Here is an 18,761-nt window from a genome sequence, read left to right on the forward strand (position 1 = left end):
ACCGGGACACGTCCACGCGGTGACTCTCCGGAGCCAGGCCCGGTTGTCGGAGCGAGCGGGTACGGTTGGCTGTCGTGCCGACCGACTCCCTCAGTCCCGCCGAGAGCCCCGCCGCAAGCCCCGCCGAGGGCTCCGCCGAACACCCGGCGGGAGACCGGGCGGAGCACCGCTCCGGTCCTCCCGCCGGCCGGCGCCCCGGCGCCCCGGACGCGAAGGCCTCGAAGGCTCCGAAGGGCGCAAAGGCTCCGAAGGGCGCGAAGACCGCGAAGGCCCCCTCCGGCGCGGACCTGCCCCCGGTGGAGGAGCTGCTCGCCCTGGCGGTCAAGGCCGTCGGAGGGGTCGAGCGGCCCGGTCAGCTCGCGATGGCCCGGGCCGTCCAGCGGGCGATCGACTCCGGCGACCACCTGGCCGTCCAGGCCGGCACCGGCACCGGCAAGTCCCTGGCCTACCTGATCCCCTCGATCCGGCACGCGATGACCTCCGAGGGCGCCGTCGTCGTCTCCACCGCGACGATCGCCCTGCAGCGCCAGCTCGTGGACCGCGACCTGCCCCGCCTGGCCGAGGCGCTCGCCCCGCTGCTGCCCGCCGAGCCCACGTTCGCGATCCTCAAGGGCCGCCGCAACTACCTGTGCCGCTACAAGGCCGGCGCGGGCTGGCCCGACGACGAGCAGGAGCAGCTCTTCGACCCCGGCGAGGTGAGCCTGACCGGGCGGATGGTCCAGCGCATCCAGGACTGGGCGAACGAGACCGAGACCGGCGACCGCGACGAGCTGGTCCCCGGCGTCAACGAGCAGGCCTGGCGGCAGTTCTCGGTGAGCTCCCGGGAGTGCCTGGGCGCCCAGCGCTGCCCGAGCGGCACGGAGTGCTTCGCCGAGCTGGCCCGCGCCCGCGCCGCCGAGTCGAACGTCGTGGTGACCAACCACGCGCTGCTGGCCATCGACGCGATGGAGGACATCCCGCTCCTGCCCGAACACGACGTCGTGGTGGTCGACGAGGCCCACGAGCTGGTCGACCGGGTCACCTCCGTGGTCACCGGCGAGCTGTCCGACACCGCCGTCGCGCTGACCGTGCGCCGGGTCGGACGCCTGGTCGAGCAGGGCATCGCCGACCGGCTCCTGCAGGCGGGCGAGGACCTCAAGGCCCTGCTCGCGGTCGCGCCGCCCGGACGGCTCGACGAGCTGCCCCAGGTGCTGGGCCTGACGCTCGCCCTGATCCGCGACGCGGCGTCGGCCTGCGTCACCGCGCTGGGCCCGCGCGGCGCCGGCGACAAGGACGACCCCGAGAGCGCCGGGCTGCGCAAGGCGGCCTTCACCGCGCTGGACGAGGTCCACGACACCGCCCAGCGCATGCTGGACGCCTTCGGCCACGCCGAGGAGGTCGACCGGGCCGAGGTGGTCTGGCTGGACGGGGCCACCGACCGCCGACCGCCGACCCTGCGGATCGCCCCGCTGACCGTCGCCGGGATGCTCCGCGACAAGCTGTTCGGCGACCGCACGGTGGTGCTGACCTCCGCGACGCTCGCCCTGGGCGGCGCCTTCGACGGCCTGGCCCGCCAGTGGGGCCTGAGCGCCGCCGACGGCGACCGATCCGGCTGGTCCGGCCTGGACGTCGGCTCCCCCTTCGACCACCCCCGCAGCGGCATCCTCTACGTCGCCAGGCACCTGCCCCAGCCGGGCCGCGACGGCCTGCCGGAGGCCTACCTGGAGGAGATCACCGAGCTGATCGAGGCGGCCGGGGGCCGGACCCTCGGCCTGTTCTCCTCGATGCGCGCGGCCAAGGCCGCCACCGAGGCGCTGCGCGACCGGCTGAGCGTGCCGCTGCTGTGCCAGGGCGACGACTCCACGATGCAGCTGGTCAAGCGGTTCGCCGAGGACGAGCCGACCTGCCTGTTCGGCACGCTCTCGCTCTGGCAGGGCGTGGACGTGCCCGGGCCGTCGCTCCGGCTGGTCGTCATCGACCGCATCCCCTTCCCCCGGCCCGACGACCCGCTGAGCTCCGCCCGGCAGCGCCACGTCGCGGCCAAGGGCGGCAACGGCTTCATGTCGGTCGCCGCCACGCACGCCGCCCTGCTGCTCGCCCAGGGCGCCGGACGCCTGCTGCGCAGCCAGCACGACAAGGGCGTGGTCGCGGTCCTCGACCCCCGCCTGGCCACCGCCCGCTACGCCGGGTTCCTGCGCGCCTCGCTGCCGCCCTTCTGGCCCACGAACGACCCGGCGAAGGTCCGCGAGGCGCTCCGCCGCCTGGCCGCGTCCTGACGCGCCGCGGATCCCGCCGCGCGGCCCCGGCCTTCTCCGGTCGCCCCCGCGGGCGGCGTCCTCGGCCGGGGGCGCCCGGACGTCAGGCGAAGGGCTTCAGGTCCGGGCGCTTGGGGTCGAGGTCGTCGCCGGAGGAGCGGCCGCGCAGGCGGCGCAGCACCCACGGTCCGAGGTGCGTGCGGACCCACTCGACGTCCTCGCGGCGCCTGGCCCGGGGGTCGACGTCCTGCCGGGGCGGCCAGGTGACCCGCCAGTCGTCGTCGCAGGGCACGCCGAGCACCTCGCACACCTTGGCGGCCACCATCCGGTGGCCCTCCTCGTTCATGTGCAGGCGGTCGTCGCTCCACGCCCGCCAGTCCCGCAGCCCCTGCATCGACCACTGGTCGACCAGGCGGCAGCCGTACAGGTCGGCGATGGAGCGGACGTGCAGGTAGAAGACCGCGAAGGTGCCGCGGGCGCGGCGCATCAGCGGGGTGTCGCGGGGATCGACCCCGGTGAACAGCAGCACCTCGGCCCCGGTGTCCCGCAGCCGCCGTACGGCTCCCGCGAGCTTCTTGGCCATCCGGTCGGGGTCGCTGCCCGGGCGCAGCAGGTCGTTGCCGCCGGCGCAGAGGCTGACCAGGTCGGGCCGCATCTCCACGGCGACCGGCACCTGGTCGGCGACGACCTGGTCGAGGAGCTTGCCCCGCACGGCGAGGTTGGCGTAGCGGAACTCCTCATCGAGGGCGGCCAGCCGCTCGGCCACCCTGTCGGCCCAGCCGCGGAAGCGCCCGGCCTCGGCCGGGAGCCCGGAGGCGTCGACGGCGGGGTGCACGGCGGGGTCGTTCATGCCCTCGGTGAAGCTGTCGCCGAGGGCGACGAAGGACCGGTAGCGCGTCATGGGAATCCTCCGGTCCCGTTCAGACCAGATCGGCGACGGCCCGCAGCGCCAGCACGTAGGAGGCGAGGCCGAACCCGGCGATCGTCCCGGTGGCGACGGCGGCGACCACCGAGGTGTGCCGGAACTCCTCGCGCGCGGCCGGGTTGGAGATGTGCACCTCGACCAGGGGCGCGGTGCGCTGGGCGATGGCGTCGCGCAGCGCGTAGGAGTAGTGGGTGAACGCCGCGGGGTTCAGCACCACCGGGACCTTGCCGTCGGCCGCCTCGTGCAGCCAGCCCACCAGCTCGGCCTCGTCGTCGGTCTGCCTGACCTCCACCGACAGGCCCAGCTCCCGGCCGGTCTGCCGGCAGAGCGCGGCCAGGTCGGCGAAGGTCTCCGCGCCGTAGACGTCCGGCTCGCGGGTGCCGAGCCGCGACAGGTTGGGGCCGTTGAGAACGTAGACGGTCCTCATCTGCTCGTCTCACTCCTCACTCGCGGCGCGGACGGGCGCCCCGCCCGCCGTGCCGGGTCCGCCGCCCGGCTCATCTGGCGATCTCGTTGTAGGCGGCCTCCAGCAGGGCCTCCGGCGGGTCCTCCAGCGCGGACACCTTCGCCAGGTCGTCCAGGACGACGAAGCGCAGCATGGCGCCCCGGCTCTTCTTGTCCAGCCGCATGTGGTCGCGGAGCTCGGGCCAGGCCTCCCGGCGGTAGGCGGTGGGCAGGCCGACCGCGGTCAGGACGGCGCGGGTCCGGTCCACCAGGTCGATGCCGATCCGGCCGTCCAGGCGGGACAGCTCGGCGGCGTAGACCATGCCGATGGCGACGGCCTCGCCGTGGCGCATCCGGTAGTCCTCGACCCGCTCGATGGCGTGCGCCAGCGTGTGGCCGTAGTTGAGGATCTCCCGCAGGCCGCTCTCGCGCAGGTCGGCGCCGACGACGCGGGCCTTGACCCGGATCTTCCGCTCGATCAGCTCGCGGGTGTGCCGCCCGTCGGGGTGGCGGGCGCCCTCGGGGTCGGCCTCGATGAGCGCCAGGATCTCCGGGTCGGCGATGAAGCCGCCCTTGACGATCTCCGCGAGCCCCCCGACGTAGTCGGCGCGGGGCACCGTCACCAGCGTGGCCAGGTCGCACAGGACGCCGGCGGGCGGGTGGAAGGAGCCGACGAGGTTCTTGCCCTCGGGGGTGTTGATGCCGGTCTTGCCGCCGACCGCGGCGTCCACCATGCCGAGCAGGGTGGTGGGGACCTGCACCACCGTGACGCCGCGCAGCCAGGTGGCGGCGGCGAACCCGGCCAGGTCGGTGGTGGCTCCGCCGCCGACGCCTACCACGGCGTCGGAGCGGGTCATGCCGTGGCGGCCGAAGGCCGACCAGAGCCCGGCGGCCACCTCGGCCGTCTTGGCCTGCTCGGCGTCGGGCACCGGGAGCCGGACGACCTCGTAGCCGGCCGCCTCGATCGCGCCGCAGACGGGCCGGGCGATCTCCGGCAGGCCCTCCGGGTGCACGACCGCGACGGTGCGCACCCGGGGCCCGAGCAGGCCGGGCAGCTCGCCGAGGATGCCGGTGCCGACCACGACGTCGTACGGGGACTCCCCGCCGACGCCGATCCTGGTGATCGTCACGCCAGTCCCTTCACGATCTCGTCGACGACCTCGGCGGGCTCGCGCCCGTCCGTGGCGACCGTCACGGCGGCCAGCGCCTCGTAGATCGGGCGGCGGGCGTCCATGAGCTTCTTCAGCTGGCTGCGGGGGTTGAGGACCAGCAGCGGGCGGGCCGCGCCCAGGCCCACCCGGGTCACCGCCTGCGCCAGGCCGACCTCCAGGTAGACGACGCGGTGGCCGGCCAGCAGCCCGCGGGTCGTCTCGTCCAGGATCGCGCCGCCGCCCAAGGAGAGCACGCCGTCGTGCTCGGCCAGCGCCCGCCGTACGGCCTCGGCCTCCAGTGCGCGGAAGCGCTCCTCGCCGTCCTCGACGAAGACGTCGCTCACCGGCTTGCCCGCCGCGGCCTCCACGTCGGCGTCGGTGTCGCGGAAGGCGACCCCGAGCCGCTCGGCCAGCAGCCTGCCCACGGTCGACTTGCCCGACCCGGGAGCACCGATCAGTACGGCGCGCGGTCCCATCTCAGCCCTCGATCCGCTCTCTCGCTCGGTCGATCCGGTCACCCGACCGGCCGCCGACTACTTGATCACCAGTGACGACAGGTAGCCCGACACGTTGCGGGCCACCTCCTCGACGGAGTCGCCGCCGAACTTCTCGATCGCGGCGTCGGCCAGGACCAGTGCGACCATCGCCTCGGCGACGATCGCGGCGGCCGGGACCGCGCAGACGTCGGAGCGCTCGTGGTGGGCGCGGGCGGCCTCGCCGGTCAGCACGTCGATCGTGGCCAGCGCACGCGGCACGGTGGAGATCGGCTTCATCGCGGCGCTGACGCGCAGCGCCTCGCCGTTGGTCATGCCGCCCTCGACGCCGCCGGCCCGGTTGGTGATCCGGCGCACGCCGTCGGAGGTGTTCTCGATCTCGTCGTGGGCGCGGGAGCCGGGGCGGCGGGCGGTCTCGAAGCCGTCGCCGACGGCGACCCCCTTGATCGCCTGGATGCCCATCAGCGCGGCGGCCAGGCGGGCGTCGAGGCGGCGGTCCCAGTGGGTGTAGCTGCCCAGGCCCGGCGGGAGGCCGTAGGCGAGCACCTCGACGACGCCGCCGAGGGTGTCGCCGTCCTTGTGGGCCCTGTCGATCTCGGCGACCATCGCGGCGCTGCCGGTCGGGTCGGCGCAGCGCACCGGGTCGGCGTCGACGGCGTCCATGTCGCCGGGTCCCGGCACGACGCCCTCGGTGGTCTGCGCCGAGCCGATGGAGACGACGTGGCTGACGATGTCGACGCCGAGGGCCTGCTTGAGGAAGCCCCTGGCGACCTGGCCGAGGGCGACGCGGGCCGCGGTCTCGCGGGCGCTGGCCCGGTCGAGCACCGGGCGGGCGTCGTCGAAGCCGTACTTCTGCATGCCGGCGAGGTCGGCGTGGCCGGGGCGGGGGCGGGAGCGCGGCGCGTTGCGGGCCTGGCCCTCCAGCACCGCCGGGTCCACCGGGTCGGCGGCCATGACGGTCTCCCACTTGGGCCACTCGGTGTTGCCCACGCGGATCGCGACGGGACTGCCGAGCGTGCGGCCGTGCCGTACGCCGCCGACGATCGTGACCAGGTCCTGCTCGAACTTCATCCGGGCGCCGCGGCCGTAGCCCAGGCGGCGCCTGGCCAGCGCCCTGTCGATGTCGGCCGTGGTCACCTCCACCCCGGCGGGCAGCCCTTCGAGGATCGCGACGAGTTCGGGGCCGTGGGACTCTCCGGCGGTCAACCAGCGCAACATGGGGACCAGTCTTCCACGTGTCGCCCACTGGAATGGCCGCAGCTCACCAGGTGAGACACCGGCGGATCTCCCCGCACATCCGGCGTTCCCGAAAAATCGATACTCCGAAATTCCGGATTATCGGTTAGCGTGGAGCCATGAACGCGATCCTCAGCATCTCCCTGGCGACCGCTCTGGCCGCGACCCCGACCGCCCCGGCGGCTGCGCGCTTCCGGCCGACGCCTGCCTGAAGCGGTACGTCAAGGCGGGGAAGCAGGTGACGCCCGCGCTGCCGGACTTCGCCCGTCAGGCCGCCTTGGCCGAGACCGTGACCCGCGTCGAACCCGGCGTCCTGCGCCGGGTGCTGGCCGGGCTCAGGAAGGACGCGGTGGCGAGCAGGCACCTGGAGTGGCCGATGCGGCAGCCCGGCGCCGACCCCGCCGAGCTGCGCATCGGCACCAAGGGCGGTGCGCTGCCCGGCGTCATCAGCGAGGCCATGTACACCGCCCGGCCCGGCGAGCGGCCGCGGGAGACCGTCCTGGTCCTGCACCGGCTCCCGGAGGCCACCTGGTACTCCGGGATGCGCGGCTATGCTCATCAGCGGTTCATCCTGAAGCTGGCGACCGAGCCCGCCTTCTTCGCGAAGGTGCGCGCGGCGCTGAAGTGAGGCATTGAGGTGAGGTTCCGCTGACCGGCGTCGACGACAGACTCCAGGCCCTCGAGGCGCGGGTCGCGGCCCTGGAGGCCCGGCCCGCCGCCCCAGCGGCGCGGGAGGCGGAGACGGCCGACGATGAGACCGGCCTGTTCGCCTACGGCGGCCGGGCCCACTTCGGCGGCTACCGGTGGCAGTGGGAGATCCACCGCTTCCCCGGCTGGCTGCTCCGGCGGCCGGCCGGGCCGCTGGCCGCCGTGCTGGCCGCCGCCGGGCACCCGGCGCGCTTCGAGATCCTGCAGCTGCTGGTCACCGGGCCCAGGCCCATCGCCGAGCTGCAGACCGCACTCGGACTCGCCTCCCCCGGCCAGCTCTACCACCATCTCAAGACGCTGGCCTCGGCCGGCCTGGTCGAGCAGCCCGAGCGGGGCGTCTACCGGGTGCCGGCGCACGCGATCTTCCCCGTGCTGGCCCTGGCCGCCGCCGCCACCGACGTGGCCGAACGCTCCGGCACGGAAACGGGCTGACGGCGGGCACCGGCCGCCCGTTAACATCGGCGCATGACGCTCGAAGATCAGCTCTCCGCGCTCGCCGGGGTCGGGATCGGCCTCGCCCCCGGCAGGACCGTGGAGGAGCTGCTGCACTCGTTCCCGCGCGAGGAGTACGAGAGCGAGCCGTTCACCCTGCTGCTGTTCGTGCTGGGCATCGAGGTCGAGGCCGAGCCGTGGGGCCGCCGGTTCTCCGAGCGCGTGTGGAACTTCGACACCGAGTGCGTCGAGGGCCCCGGCGCCTACGTCGGGATCGCCCGGCGGCTCTGCCGGATCGCGGGCCGCCCCGACGCGCTGACCGACGTGCGCGACCACGTCGACCTCGCCGCCCGCGAGGCCTGGCTCGAGTACACCTCCGGCGGCCGGCGGCGCCGCTGGAGCGTCGAGGTCGTCGACGACTGGGCCGACCCGATGGTCGTCTCCTACCTGATGGACGAGCTGGAGGGCGACGGCCGCCGCTTCCACGGCATGGACAACGGCCAGGCGACGGTGCTGATGTTCCTCACCGACGACGAGGCGCGCCGGCTGAACGGGCTCATCGGCGAGGAGCTGATCGTTCCGGCCCTCCCGTCCTGACCGGGGAGAGCGGCCGGCGCGGGGTACGGAGGTCCGGCGGCAGGCCCCTCATGATCCGGACCGCCAGGGCCGCCACGAACGCGAACTGGACCGCCGACGCGATCAGCAGCCGTACGGTGAGGCTGCTCGGGTCGGGCCACCCATGGAGTCCATCGCCCGCAGGGTCGGCTACGAGCATCCGCGCACGCTGCGCGTCCTGCTGCGCCGCCGTACCGGAAGCACGGTCGCGGATCTGCGCGGGCGGTGAACCGGGACCGGCGGCGTCTCACCGGCGATGACCGTCGCCAATGGAATCTGCGACGGCCTATCCGGGTGCGCTCAGCCGAAGCGCAGCGCGGCGGCGGTCTCCACCAAACCGCCGCGCTCAAGCTGCTTGAGCACCTCGTCCAACGTCTCCGGCGGATTGATCCGTTGGTCGGCTATCTGCTGAACGCACGAGAAGACGACTCTGTCAGCGATGTCTACGAGGTCCAACAGGAACGCGTCCGGAGACTTGGCGACGATGCCCCACGGGTCCAACGCATCGGCGGGGAAGTCCGCGAGATTCGAGGTGACGATGACCTCTGCTCCGGCTTTGATCGCCGCAGCGAGTACGTGGCGGTCGTCCGGGTCCGGCAATTTCAGCCCTTCGACCAGCGGCTCGAACCCGGTGACGAGGCAGTCCGCCACCGCTTGGAGCATGAGCGTCCGCAGACGTTCACGCTTCGCCTCTGTCGCGGCGGGGCGCCTGGCAAGTGCACGGTCGAGCTCGTCAAGGATCTGATGGGTCCATCGGGGCTGTACGAGGCGCGCCCGGCCCACTCGAATGAGCAGGTCCCGAACGGCGTTGCCGTACAGCGCGCAGGCGTCGTAGACGACCACCGGAGCCACGGATCAATCCTCGCCGAGTTCTTGTCCAAGGCGTGACAGTTCGTCGACCACGGCTCTGCGTTTGAGATCGTCATGGCGCATGTACTCCATGACGGCCTCGAACCGAACCCGTCGATGGCGCCCGACGAGGCGATAGTCGATCTCACCGCGTTCGAGAAGACCGATGAGATACGGGCGGGAGACGTTGAGCAGGTCGGCGGCCTGCTGAGTCGTGAGTTCGGCGTTGAGCGGCATGATCTGGACGCCCTGTCCTCGTGCCATTGCTCCGAGGATGTACGCGAACATCTCCACCGCCTGACGCGGCAGCACCAGAGCCTGATCGGCACCGCCTTCGACGAGGATCTCGAATTCCTCGCTGTCGCTCGGACTGTGGACGAGGTAGTCGTTGATGCGTCGCAGCGCTCTGGCCGCCTTCTCGGGATCAACAGCTCCAGGCGACACCGAGCCGACCTGTGCGATAGAAGTCACCCCCACCTCCTATTCGCATTATTCGCATTACTCGATACAAACGCAAGGAGATGAGCCTCTGGGTGGAAGGATCTTCACCCCTGCCGACGGAGTCCACGGACAGACCACCTGGTGCGGCGTCGGCGCCTCCGGGCCGCAGAGGGCAGATCAGGGGGCAGGGCCCGCCAGGAGGACGGCGAACGTGCCGATGATCATGAACGGGCCGAAGGGGATCTCGCTCCTGCGGTTCGCGCGGCGGGCGAGCAGCAGCGCCCCGCCGTACAGGCCGCCCGCCAGGAAGCCCAGGAAGGCGCCGGCGACCAGGACGTCCCAGCCGAACCAGCCCAGCGCCGTGCCCAGGCTCGCGGCGAGCTTGACGTCGCCCAGCCCCATGCCGGCCGGGTTGACCAGGAACAGCACCAGGTAGAAGACGGCCAGCGCCAGGCCGCCCAGTCCGGCCCTCAGCAGGTCGTCCGACCTGCCGCCGGCCGCGGCGGCCGCCGTGAGCGGGACGGCGGTGCCGAGGTAGGCGGCGAGGGTGAACCGGTCGGGCAGCCGGTGGACGGCCGCGTCGACGAAGGCCAGCAGGACGCAGACCGCGGCCAGCCAGCACAGGGCCAGCAGCTCCGCCGACCACGCCACGACGGCGGCCGCCGACAGGTCCGGGAGGGGCCCGCCCGCCACCGCCCGCAGGGCGAGCGCCCCCAGCGCCGCCGCCGTCAGCGCCTCCACCGCCAGCGGCGGCGGGCCGGGCCGTACGCCGCGGGAGGTGCCGCCGGGTCCGGACCGGTGAGCGGGCTCAGGCTCCCGGCCGGGCTCCGCCCCGGATCCGACCTCGGACTCCGCTCCGGGCTCCGTTCCGGACTCCGGTCCGGAATCCGGGCCGGGCTCCGGGCCGGGCCGTTCTCCTCCGGGGACCGCGTACCGGACCACCAGGACACGGGACCGCAGTCCGATCAGCAGACCGGCGAGGGCCGCGAGCGCGGGCACGAGGATCACCGACCGACCATAGTCCGGGCGGAGCCCCCCTGTCCCCCGGTCGCCGGCGCACCGGCGTCCCGGGCCCCGTACGGCCGCGGCACGGGGAGCCCGCCCGCCCCGGCCGCCGGTCCGCATGACGTTCGAGGTCATTGACGCCCGCCGCGACGATCATGGAGTCTGGAGGTCACTCCTACCCCGGGGAGGGCCGGATCACGTGGACAGCAGGGACCGCTTCGCACGGCTGCCGGTCGTCATCGCGTCGCTGGTCCTGCTGCCCGTCCTGCTGGAGTTCCTCGCGTGGTACATCGAGGGCGAGGAGTACGACACCGCCCGCGCCGTCACCGTCGTCGGGGTGATCGTGACGCTCGCCGCGGTCGCCACGGTGATCGGCCGGATCCGGGCGCGGCTGCCGGTGCTGATGGTGGCCGCGCTGACGGTCACCGCCGCGGGCGAGGCCGTACTGGGATTCGCCGCCGCGTTCGGCCCGGTGCTCTGGCGGGGCTCGGTCCCGGGCGAGCTGCACGGGCTCATCACCACGGGGGTCAGCGCGTTCGCCTTCGCCACCGGCGTCTACCTGCTGGTCCAGTACAACCGGGGCCTGTACCTGCCGTACCTGGAGGCCGGGATGGGCCCGCTGCCGACCGCCACCAAGCGGAAGGTGATCGGCGAGTCGGAGATCCTGATCCGCACCGTGCCGGACATCGGCCCGGCGGTGGAGAAGGCCCTCGGCAGCTGCGTCTCCCTGGTCGACCAGGACGACCTGCACTTCGTCGCCTACTACGCCGGCGGGCGGTGCTGCTTCTACACCGACGTGCTCGACGACGCCGACCTGGCCCACTTCTTCCACGACACCGCCCAGGAGGAGCGCCGGGAGCTCTACCTGAAGGCCGGCAACCAGCTCAACTGGCTCACCGGCAGGCTCAACGACCAGTTCCGGCGGATCGAGGGCGGCATCCTCATCCGGACCGTGCTCGACGTCGAGCGCGGCGCGCTGTACCTGTACTGGGTCGACGAGACCCGCTACCTGGTCGGGGTGACGCTCGACCAGCGCAAGGTGGACGTCGCCGACGACAAGATGGCCCGGCTCGTGGACATGATCCGCGGCCACTTCACCCTGCCCCCGATCAACCAGCGCGAGCGCCCCCCGAAACCGGGGGGCCACCTACGGTCCGTCCCGAGGAGTGAGCATTGGCCCGAATCGGGCTCCTGATCGCCGTCGTCGCCGCCGGCTGGCTGGCCGCCGAGCTCGGCGGGCTGGACGGCCTGGAGCACTCCTCCGCCTACGTGCTGTTCAGCAGCCTGCTGCTGGCCATCGGCCTGTACGGCAGCACGCACGGCATCGACCGGGCCGAGGCCAGGGAGCACACCCGGCTGATCGTGCTGGCGGTCACGGTCGGGGTGGTGCTGAAGACGGCGTTCATCGCCGGGGTGGTGCACCTCGTCTCGGGCGATCCGCGCGCCCTGATCATGGCCGTGGTGGTCGCCCAGATCGACCCGCTCTCCGTCGCCTCCGTGATGAAGGACGACCGGCTCTCCGCGCGGGCCAAGACGATCCTCGGCGCGTGGTCGTCCTTCGACGACCCGGTGACGATCATCCTGGCGGTCTACGCGGCGGCTCTGGTGCGGGGCTCGGGCGGGGGCGGCCTGTCGGCGGACTACTTCGCCGACCTGGGGCTGAACGCGCTGTTCGCGCTGGTCGCCTACCTGGTGTGGCGGCTGGTCAGGAACGCCCCGCCGGTGCTGAGCTATCTGGCGGCGGCCGGCGCGGTCGTGTCGGCCGCCTGGAGCTCCCTCATGCTGGGCCTGGCGACGGCGGGCCTGTACCTGCGGCTGCCGGACGCGCGCTGGCTGCTGCGGGCGGTGAGCGCGGCGTTCGCGCTCTCGGCGTTCCTGATGGGGCTGCTGCTGGTGGGCGGCACGAACCTGGGCATGGGCGTGCTGCTCGGCCTGGCCGCGTTCGCCGCGCAGATGGTCGCGGCGCTGGTGCTCACCCGCGGCCTGCCGGTGGTCGACCGGGTGCACCTGGGGCTGGCCCAGCAGAACGGCGTCACCGCGGTGATCCTCGCCCTGGTCTTCGAGCGCGACTTCGGCGGTTTCGTCGCCGTGGTCGCTCCGGCGATCCTGACGATCAACCTCGTCCACGTCGTGGCCAACCGAGCCGCCGACGCCTGGGGGCCGGGGCGGGGGGCTCGGGGGCCTGTTCCATCCGCGCCACGGTGACCCCGCTCTCCGGCCCCAGCCGGTCGAGCGTCCCGGACTGCACGGCGGCGAACGCGGCGAGCACGCCGCCCTCGATCACGAACGGCACCGGTCCGGCGACGTCGACCACCACGGCCGCGGCGCCCTCGGCCGCGGCGGCCTGGCAGACCTGGGGCGTCGTGGACTGGATGGGCCGGGCGTCCGGGCGCCAGAGCCGCAGCGGCTCGGCCCCGGTGAAGGCGAGCACCGCCTCCCGGCCGTCCCTGCCGACGAGCTTCGGCAGGGCCATCTCGCTCTCCTTCTCCTGGCGCAGGCCGTGCCCGCCGATCTCCGAGGAGGTCAGCAGCGCCACCACCGGGACCAGGAGCCGGGCGCCGCTCAGTGCGGCGATCACCTCGTCCGCCCCGGCCGTGCCCGCGGCGTGGGCGGCGAGCGCGGACGCCACGGCGGCGTCGGAGCCGCCGTCGTCGCCGGGGACCAGGGGTTGCGGAATGGTCAGCACGAACGTTCACCCTACCGGCGGGGTCATGCGGGCCGGCCGCGCGGTTTCGGCGTCCCGGGCGGACCGGTCCGTACGGCGGGTGTCAGCCGAGGTCGGCGATGGCGGCCACCGGGCCGCCGCCGCTGGGGCCCTGGTGGACCGCGGCGACGCTGACGAAGACGGCGGGGTCGCCGGTGACGCTGGCCGCGACGCCGCCGACGGCGGCCTTGATCTGGCGGTGCCAGTGCACGTCGGAGTCGTCGAGCATGATGTTGCGGCGGCCCCGGACGCTGCCGGAGGGGTCGGCCTCGCACTTCATGAAGACGTTGACCAGGCGGCCCTGCAGGTCGGACGGGTGCGGGCGCTCGGGCAGGTCGATGCCGCTGGAGCGGATCGCCTCCCAGATGCCGTCGGCGTCCAGCGCGTCCTTCATGACCGAGTGGCCGATGCGGTAGCGCCCGCCGATGCCGCGCACGTTGCCGACGACGACGATCTGCGCCCGGTCGAGTTCGACCCCGCTGGAGCAGGACGCCACGGAGGAGTACAGCGACAGGTCCCGGTGGATCTGGTCGGCCCGGGGCGTCTCGATCTCGCCGAGGGCGACGGCGACGCCGAGCGCGGTGGTGGAGTTGGAGATGTCCATCGACGGGCCGGTGTCCTCGGTCACCACGTCCCCGCCGCGCGACTTGGCGTCGTTGATGGTGGCCAGGGTCAGCAGCGGCGTCTTGGTCTGCACGTAGTGCACGTCGGCGGGGTCGTCGATCCCGGCGGCCTTCATGGCCTCGCGCACTCCGGCGGCGACCTTCTCCACCATCGCGGGGCGGCCGATGTCCTCGGGCAGGATGACGTCGCTCATCGCGATGCCGACGCTCAGGCGCGGCTCGTCACCCGGTGCGGCGTCCGGGTCGGGATCCGTCGCGGCGAAGATCGTGGCGTGCGGGCTGAGCACGCCGTCGGTGCCGCCGGACCACACCAGCGGCACGCTGTCGGGGGCCGGGTGGCCCTTGGCGGCGAGCACCTCGCGGAAGGCCCGGTCGGCGAGGATGCGGGTGTAGTCGTTCACCCCGCCGTTGCCCTCGGTCTTGCCGATCACCGCGAGCACCCGGTGCGCCTCGATCACCCCGTCGTCGATCAGCCGCTCCAGTCCGGAGGCGTCGGTCACGCTCTCGATGGCCACCTTGCGCACTTCGATCGGTTCCGGCATCCCGGCCGCCTTTCCGTTCCAGGGGTTGCACTTCCGCACCACGCAGGGGTCTCACTTCCGCACCACGGTCCCGGTCTCCCCGGCGACCGCCGCCCCGATGCCCTCCAGCGAGGTGATCACCGCCCGGTCGCCGCCGTGCTCGACGAAGCGCAGGGCGGCCTCCACCTTCGGGCCCATGCTGCCGCCGGCGAAGTGCCCGGCCGCCTGGAGCCGTCTGAGCCCGGCGGCGGTGACCGCGCCGATCGGGCGGGCGGCGGGCGTGCCGAAACCGGTGGCGGCGCAGGGCACATCGGTGGCGATCACCAGGATGGCGGCCCGGACGGTCCGGGCCAGCAGGGCGGCGGCGAGGTCCTTGTCGACGACGGCCTCGATCCCGGCCAGCCTCCCGGCGGGGGTGCGGACCACCGGCACGCCCCCGCCGCCCGCCGCCACGACGACGAACCCGGCGGTCATCAGCGCCGCCACCGCGGGCGCATCCAGGATCTGCAGCGGCTCCGGAGAGGCGACCACCCGGCGCCAGCCGCGCTCGAAGCGGCGCCAGGTCTGGCCGAGCCCCTCGAACCGGCGGACCTCGTCCTCGGTGACGTAGCGGCCGATCGGCTTGACCGGGTCGGCAAAGGCGGGATCGGCGGGGTCGACGAGCGTGCGGGTCACCACGACGGCGGCGCGGCCCTCCAGCGCGTTGAGGACGAGCGTGCCGATGGTGGCCTGGGTCTGGGCCCCGCACCAGTCGAGCGGCACCGGCGGCACGACGCCGGCGGCGAGCTGGTTCTTCAGCATCAGGTTGCCCACCTGGGGGCCGTTGCCGTGGGTGAGGACCACCTGGTGGCCGGCCGCGAGCAGCGCCGCGACGTGGCCCATCGCCCCCTCGACCGCGCGGCGCTGGTCGCCGGGGGAGGCGCTCCCGTCCGAGGCCGTCATCGCGTTGCCGCCGAGCGCGATCAGCACACGTTCACCCACAGGGGCGACGGTAGCCGCCCGCCGGGTCCCCGCTCATGGGCACTCCTTGCCCAAGGAACGGGTCTTCTTCGACAGCACTCGCCACCTCGGCCGTCCTCACCGCTTCCCGCCGATCGCCACGTCGCCCTCGACGTTCCCCGCCGGTCGTCCCACGTCGCCCTCGGTGGGGACGACCGCTCAGGACGACGTACAGCGGCGGCACCCGCCCCGCCTGCGCAGGCGGTATCCCAGCGCGGCGGCACCGAGCGCGACGGCCCACAGGGGCCAGTACGCCATCGGGTTGAGCAGCCAGGCGGCGGGGTCGCCCCAGTCCGTGATGCGCACCATCATGGCTCCGGCCGACGCCAGCACGGCCGTGACCAGCGAGGCGAGGACGACGGGCAAGGCGGGGGGCACGGGCCTGCCGGCCAGTCCCACCATCCAGCGCGGCCAGATCTCCCCCCAGCGCTGCGTCAGCCCCAGCGAGAGGATCCCGCCGAGCGTCGCCAGCGTCGCCAGTGCCGCCCCTCCCCAGACCAGCCCGCTGCGGTGCAGCTCCTCGACCTCCCGCCCGGAGATCAGAAACGGGATCTCCAGCGCCCACGCCCATCGCACCGCGGCGTAGAGCAGGGGCACGGCGAAGGCGACGTACGCCGCCCGGCGGCCCCACCGCTCCGCCGAGGCGGGGCTCGCCCAGCCCGCGGACCGGCCCTCCACCCGGCCGCAGCCCTCGCAGGCGCCCCGGGTGCGCCGCTGGAACGCCAGCACCGCGACCGTCCACAGCAGACCGCCGACCAGGCAGACCAGCATGTTCACCACCGGCCACGGCAGCGCGACCTCGAAGTAGTCCGCATCCGGCCAGCCCCACGGCGCCCCGGCCAGGGCGATCGGCGCGTAGGCGAGGGCGAGCAGGACCCGTCCGTCGGGAACGAGCGCGACCAGCGTGAAGGCGGCTCCCCATGCGGGGACGAGGAGCGCGGCGCGGAGAACCCCGCGCGGCCGTACCAGGGCCAGGAGCAGTGCCAGCAGTGCGCCCACGGCTCCGAGGGCCGCGATGACGGGGGCGGTCCCCGCCGCGGTGGCCGAGCCGAGGAGCGACTCCGCCCGCGCGTCGGGGACGTCGCCCTCCCCGAAGGGGAAACCCGCGCCTCCGCGCGACCACCACAGTCCGAGCGCGCCGTACCCGAGCGACCACGCGCCCGCCGCGGGCGCGGCCCACCGGGCCCATCGGGTCGCTGTCCGAGTGAGTGTCGTGTCCATGGCGACCAGCCTGGTCCGGGGCCGGGCGGCCGCCCATCCGCCATCCGGCGGATCCTGTGCGGCCGCGGCCCCCGATGATCCGCCGTTCGGCGGATCCACCCGCCGCCGCTTTCCTTCTAGAGTCCCTGCCATGGACATGATCGCGGCTCTCGCGGCGCTGGGCGCCGTGGTCTTGCTTCTCACCCCGCGGGTGCCCGTCGCCCTGGCGGCGGAGACGGGCGGCGCCGTGTCGCTCGTGATCACCGCCGCCCATCCGCTGCTGGGACTGCGGGACTCCGCCCCGCTGTGGATGATGGCCGAGGTGCTCGCGTTGATGACGCTGGTCCTGCTGGCGGCCCGGCGCACGCCCGGCCGCCGGGCGATCTCCGCGGCGGGGCTGCCGGGCGTCGCGATCGCTTCGGTGCTCATGCGCGTGCTGTGGCCGGGCGAGCCGTCGCTCATGGTCACCGGGTGCGCGGGCTGGTCCCTCCTGGCGGTCGCGGCCGCCGCGTTGGGCCTGTACATGCGTTCGCTGGACACCGCCCGGCGCCGCGCGGTGGCCGGGGCCGAACGGGAGCAGCGCGCTCGAACAGGCCCGCCTGCTCCGCCCCGACGTGGTGCTCACCGACATCCGCATGCCGCGGCTGGACGGGCTGGAGGTCACCAGACTGCTGGCGGCCGAGACGCGGGTGATCGTGGTGACCACCTTCGACCTCGACGAGTACGTGCACACGGCGCTGCGCGACGGCGCCTGCGGGTTCCTGCTGAAGCGGTCGGGGCCCGCGCTGCTCGTCGAGGCGGTCCGCGCGGCCATGGCCGGCGACGCGCTGATCAGTCCGCAGATCACCGTCCGACTCCTCCGCCACCTGCGCGTCCCCCCGGCGGCCGGGCGACCGCCCGCCGAGTCGCTGACCGACCGGGAGCTGGAGATCGCCCGGCTCGTGGCGCGCGGCGGGACGAACGCCGACATCGCCGCCGAGCTGACGATCAGCGTCGGTACGGTCAAGACGCACGTCGCCAACATCCAGCGCAAGATCCACGCGCCCAACCGGGTCGGCATCGCGGCGTGGGCGTGGGGCGCCGGCCACATGGAGCGCGGTTAGCGCTCCGGACCGGAGCCGCCGGCTGTCACACCGCGCCGACGACGGAGCGGCGACCGGGGCGGAGCGGGCCGCGATCGTCGGGCACGGTCTGGGCGGGCTCGTCCCCCGGGCGTACATGCGGTTCGAGGGCGGGGCGGCGAAGGTGGCCGAGCTGGTCACACTGGGGTCGCCGCACCGCAGCCCGGCGGCGGGGCTGCGCGGGGACTGCGGGCCGGACTGCTCCGCGCTCCTCTTCTGATCCCGGCGGTGCCGCCCCTCGGATGATCGAGCGTCTAGAGGCGCCGGGTCACCTCGGCGACGACCTGCTCGCGGAGCGGCTGCAGGTAGAAGTGGTCGCCGGGGAGGACGGTCAGCGAGAAGTCCGAGGAGGTGTGCGCCTCCCAGGACTTGGCCTGGGCGGGGGTGACGACCGGGTCGGCGTCCCCGACGAGGACGGAGATCGGGGTGCGCAGCGGCGGGCCGGGCCGGTGGCGGTAGGTCTCGGCCAGCCGGAAGTCGCCGCGGACGTACGGCAGGACGAGCTCGCGCATCCCCGGGTGGGACAGCACCTCCGTCTCGGTGCCGCCGAGCCGGTTGAGCACGGCGACCAGGCGGTCGTCGTCGTAGCCCGCGTACCGGTGGTCCCGGCGCTCGTGCGGCGCCGTGCAGCCCGAGGCGAACAGCCGGGCCGGGCCGGTGCCGCGCTCCTCCAGGATCCGGGTGACCTCGTAGGCGACCAGCGCGCCCAGGCTGTGCCCGAACAGGGCGAATCTCCGGTCCAGCAGCGGGGTCAGCTCCTCGGCGACCGCGGCGGCCAGGGCGTCCATGCTCTCGGGCAGCGGCTCGCCGTAGCGGTCGGCGCGGCCGGGGAGCTGCACCCCGTACAGCTCGACGGTGTCCGGCAGCAGGGCGGGCCAGTCGCGGTAGGCGGTGGCCGAGCCGCCCGCGTGGGCGAAGCAGACCAACCGGGTGGTCGCCGCCGGGCGGGGGCGGGGGCAGCGCAACCAGGTCATGCGGTCTCTCCTCCGTTCGGGCCCGGTCCTGCGCCGGATCCCGTCCTGCTCCGGATCCGGTCCTGCGCCGGGTCCCGTCATGCGC

General features: G+C 74.0%; 21 protein-coding genes and 1 pseudogene. 9 read left to right on the plus strand and 13 right to left on the minus strand.

Annotated elements, in window-relative coordinates; all coding sequences use genetic code 11:
• Positions 1-296 precede the first annotated feature (296 nt).
• Positions 297-2,255 (plus strand): ATP-dependent DNA helicase, encoded by a 1,959-nt coding sequence (locus HS045_RS24440; RefSeq protein WP_307827688.1) that lies wholly within the window; start codon positions 297-299, stop codon positions 2,253-2,255.
• An 82-nt stretch (positions 2,256-2,337) separates the two neighbouring features.
• Here the strand turns inward: HS045_RS24440 and HS045_RS24445 are convergent, their stop codons facing one another.
• The 5 genes from HS045_RS24445 to aroC form a co-directional block, all read right to left on the minus strand.
• A complete protein-coding gene (locus tag HS045_RS24445) occupies positions 2,338-3,135 on the minus strand; it encodes an SGNH/GDSL hydrolase family protein (protein WP_196453706.1) in 798 nt (265 codons plus the stop codon).
• A gap of 19 nt (positions 3,136-3,154) precedes the next feature.
• Positions 3,155-3,586: a type II 3-dehydroquinate dehydratase gene (gene aroQ, locus HS045_RS24450; protein ID WP_196453707.1), complete on the minus strand. Its 432-nt coding sequence runs from the start codon at positions 3,584-3,586 to the stop codon at positions 3,155-3,157.
• Positions 3,587-3,656: 70 nt separating this feature from the next.
• Positions 3,657-4,733 carry a 3-dehydroquinate synthase gene (gene aroB, locus HS045_RS24455; protein WP_196453708.1) on the minus strand — a complete coding sequence of 359 codons (1,077 nt, stop codon included), beginning with the start codon at positions 4,731-4,733 and terminating at the stop codon, positions 3,657-3,659.
• Complete coding sequence (locus HS045_RS24460; protein ID WP_196453709.1) at positions 4,730-5,230, minus strand: shikimate kinase; 501 nt, start codon at positions 5,228-5,230, stop codon at positions 4,730-4,732. The genes aroB and HS045_RS24460 overlap by 4 nt, the downstream gene beginning before the upstream one ends.
• A gap of 57 nt (positions 5,231-5,287) precedes the next feature.
• A complete protein-coding gene (aroC, locus tag HS045_RS24465; protein WP_196453710.1) occupies positions 5,288-6,466 on the minus strand; it encodes a chorismate synthase in 1,179 nt (392 codons plus the stop codon).
• 256 nt (positions 6,467-6,722) lie between these two features.
• Between aroC and HS045_RS24470 the strand changes: the two genes are divergently transcribed.
• From HS045_RS24470 to HS045_RS24480, 3 genes are all read left to right on the plus strand, one after another.
• Positions 6,723-7,112, plus strand: a complete 390-nt coding sequence (locus tag HS045_RS24470; protein ID WP_196453711.1) for a hypothetical protein — start codon at positions 6,723-6,725, stop codon at positions 7,110-7,112.
• A gap of 242 nt (positions 7,113-7,354) precedes the next feature.
• Complete coding sequence (locus HS045_RS24475) at positions 7,355-7,624, plus strand: helix-turn-helix transcriptional regulator (protein ID WP_196453712.1); 270 nt, start codon at positions 7,355-7,357, stop codon at positions 7,622-7,624.
• A gap of 33 nt (positions 7,625-7,657) precedes the next feature.
• Positions 7,658-8,221 carry a hypothetical protein gene (locus tag HS045_RS24480; protein ID WP_196453713.1) on the plus strand — a complete coding sequence of 188 codons (564 nt, stop codon included), beginning with the start codon at positions 7,658-7,660 and terminating at the stop codon, positions 8,219-8,221.
• A gap of 318 nt (positions 8,222-8,539) precedes the next feature.
• On the opposite strand, the gene HS045_RS24485 is transcribed toward HS045_RS24480, so the two are convergent.
• The 3 genes from HS045_RS24485 to HS045_RS24495 form a co-directional block, all read right to left on the minus strand.
• Entirely contained in the window at positions 8,540-9,091 is a 552-nt protein-coding gene (locus HS045_RS24485) for a PIN domain-containing protein (protein WP_189235671.1), read from the minus strand.
• Positions 9,092-9,094: 3 nt separating this feature from the next.
• The gene (locus HS045_RS24490) at positions 9,095-9,559 is read right to left on the minus strand and encodes an excisionase family DNA-binding protein (RefSeq protein WP_307827681.1); all 465 of its coding nucleotides are present in this window, start codon (positions 9,557-9,559) and stop codon (positions 9,095-9,097) included.
• Between the two features lie 147 nt (positions 9,560-9,706).
• Positions 9,707-10,537 (minus strand): prepilin peptidase, encoded by an 831-nt coding sequence (locus tag HS045_RS24495; RefSeq protein ID WP_196453714.1) that lies wholly within the window; start codon positions 10,535-10,537, stop codon positions 9,707-9,709.
• 196 nt (positions 10,538-10,733) lie between these two features.
• Between HS045_RS24495 and HS045_RS24500 the strand changes: the two genes are divergently transcribed.
• Together HS045_RS24500 and HS045_RS24505 are read left to right on the plus strand one after the other, a co-directional pair.
• Positions 10,734-11,729 carry a hypothetical protein gene (locus HS045_RS24500; RefSeq protein WP_196453715.1) on the plus strand — a complete coding sequence of 332 codons (996 nt, stop codon included), beginning with the start codon at positions 10,734-10,736 and terminating at the stop codon, positions 11,727-11,729.
• The gene (locus HS045_RS24505; protein ID WP_196453716.1) at positions 11,708-12,739 is read left to right on the plus strand and encodes a hypothetical protein; all 1,032 of its coding nucleotides are present in this window, start codon (positions 11,708-11,710) and stop codon (positions 12,737-12,739) included. The genes HS045_RS24500 and HS045_RS24505 overlap by 22 nt, the downstream gene beginning before the upstream one ends.
• Here HS045_RS24505 and HS045_RS24510 read toward each other — a convergent pair.
• From HS045_RS24510 to HS045_RS24525, 4 genes are all read right to left on the minus strand, one after another.
• On the minus strand, positions 12,648-13,220 hold the full coding sequence (locus tag HS045_RS24510) for an SseB family protein (RefSeq protein WP_196453717.1): 573 nt from the start codon (positions 13,218-13,220) through the stop codon (positions 12,648-12,650). The two genes, HS045_RS24505 and HS045_RS24510, sit on opposite strands and share 92 nt — an antisense overlap.
• Positions 13,221-13,302: 82 nt before the next feature.
• Positions 13,303-14,403 carry a ring-opening amidohydrolase gene (locus HS045_RS24515; RefSeq protein ID WP_196453718.1) on the minus strand — a complete coding sequence of 367 codons (1,101 nt, stop codon included), beginning with the start codon at positions 14,401-14,403 and terminating at the stop codon, positions 13,303-13,305.
• Between the two features lie 51 nt (positions 14,404-14,454).
• Positions 14,455-15,363, minus strand: a complete 909-nt coding sequence (locus HS045_RS24520) for a carbamate kinase (RefSeq protein ID WP_196453719.1) — start codon at positions 15,361-15,363, stop codon at positions 14,455-14,457.
• A 177-nt stretch (positions 15,364-15,540) separates the two neighbouring features.
• Positions 15,541-17,106: a hypothetical protein gene (locus tag HS045_RS24525; protein WP_196453720.1), complete on the minus strand. Its 1,566-nt coding sequence runs from the start codon at positions 17,104-17,106 to the stop codon at positions 15,541-15,543.
• A gap of 56 nt (positions 17,107-17,162) precedes the next feature.
• Between HS045_RS24525 and HS045_RS36255 the strand changes: the two are divergent.
• From HS045_RS36255 to HS045_RS35590, 3 genes and pseudogenes are all read left to right on the plus strand, one after another.
• Positions 17,163-17,375, plus strand: a pseudogene (locus HS045_RS36255) (response regulator transcription factor); the annotation flags it as partial.
• Between the two features lie 18 nt (positions 17,376-17,393).
• Positions 17,394-17,684: a response regulator transcription factor gene (locus HS045_RS36260; RefSeq protein ID WP_307827689.1), complete on the plus strand. Its 291-nt coding sequence runs from the start codon at positions 17,394-17,396 to the stop codon at positions 17,682-17,684.
• Between the two features lie 22 nt (positions 17,685-17,706).
• Positions 17,707-17,922 (plus strand): triacylglycerol lipase, encoded by a 216-nt coding sequence (locus HS045_RS35590; protein WP_196453854.1) that lies wholly within the window; start codon positions 17,707-17,709, stop codon positions 17,920-17,922.
• A gap of 34 nt (positions 17,923-17,956) precedes the next feature.
• On the opposite strand, the gene HS045_RS24540 is transcribed toward HS045_RS35590, so the two are convergent.
• Entirely contained in the window at positions 17,957-18,676 is a 720-nt protein-coding gene (locus HS045_RS24540; protein WP_196453721.1) for a thioesterase II family protein, read from the minus strand.
• Between the last annotated feature and the right edge of the window lie 85 nt (positions 18,677-18,761).

Origin of the sequence: Planomonospora sp. ID82291 (genome assembly GCF_015711645.1) — a bacterium.
GTDB lineage: Bacteria > Actinomycetota > Actinomycetes > Streptosporangiales > Streptosporangiaceae > Planomonospora.

Excerpts from the sequence above, each read along its gene's own strand:
- HS045_RS24445 (WP_196453706.1), bottom strand. The coding sequence starts at position 3,135 with ATGACGCGCTACCGGTCCTTCGTCGCCCTCGGCGACAGCTTCACCGAG.
- aroQ (WP_196453707.1), bottom strand. The coding sequence starts at position 3,586 with ATGAGGACCGTCTACGTTCTCAACGGCCCCAACCTGTCGCGGCTCGGC.
- HS045_RS24460 (WP_196453709.1), bottom strand. The coding sequence starts at position 5,230 with ATGGGACCGCGCGCCGTACTGATCGGTGCTCCCGGGTCGGGCAAGTCG.
- aroC (WP_196453710.1), bottom strand. The coding sequence starts at position 6,466 with ATGTTGCGCTGGTTGACCGCCGGAGAGTCCCACGGCCCCGAACTCGTC.
- HS045_RS24480 (WP_196453713.1), top strand. The coding sequence starts at position 7,658 with ATGACGCTCGAAGATCAGCTCTCCGCGCTCGCCGGGGTCGGGATCGGC.
- HS045_RS24515 (WP_196453718.1), bottom strand. The coding sequence starts at position 14,403 with ATGCCGGAACCGATCGAAGTGCGCAAGGTGGCCATCGAGAGCGTGACC.
- HS045_RS24525 (WP_196453720.1), bottom strand. The coding sequence starts at position 17,106 with ATGTACAGGCCCAACGCGGCGGCCGCGACCGCCAGGAGGGACCAGCCC.
- HS045_RS36260 (WP_307827689.1), top strand. The coding sequence starts at position 17,394 with ATGGCCGGCGACGCGCTGATCAGTCCGCAGATCACCGTCCGACTCCTC.
- HS045_RS24540 (WP_196453721.1), bottom strand. The coding sequence starts at position 18,676 with ATGACCTGGTTGCGCTGCCCCCGCCCCCGCCCGGCGGCGACCACCCGG.